1 protein-coding gene is annotated in these 256 nt (G+C 53.9%); it reads left to right on the plus strand.

Translation table 11 applies throughout. The features are described from left to right. The coding region (locus IEQ44_RS17355) for an alpha/beta fold hydrolase (RefSeq protein WP_227487675.1) at positions 1 to 256 on the plus strand (256 nt) is incomplete at both ends.

The following is a 256-nucleotide window of genomic DNA, read 5'->3' on the forward strand; positions in this document are numbered from 1 at the left end:
GAAGCCGAAACAATAACCCTCCCTTCAGCTGGCGGGCCTGCCTCGACAACGGCATATGATGATGCTGAGCATATCCAGAGACAATATCTTGAACCCCTTATATCCAGCAAAAGGAACGTCATCCTGTTGATGCACTCATACGCCGGCGTCCCCGGAACAGAGAGCGACAAGGGCTTCGCGCGCAAAGACCTCGCCGCGCAAGGGAAGAAAGGCGGCGTTGTTGGTCTCGTCTATCTCTCTTCGTTTATAGTTCCAG

This window comes from Nocardioides malaquae, assembly GCF_015070385.1.
GTDB lineage: Bacteria > Actinomycetota > Actinomycetes > Propionibacteriales > Nocardioidaceae > Nocardioides > Nocardioides malaquae.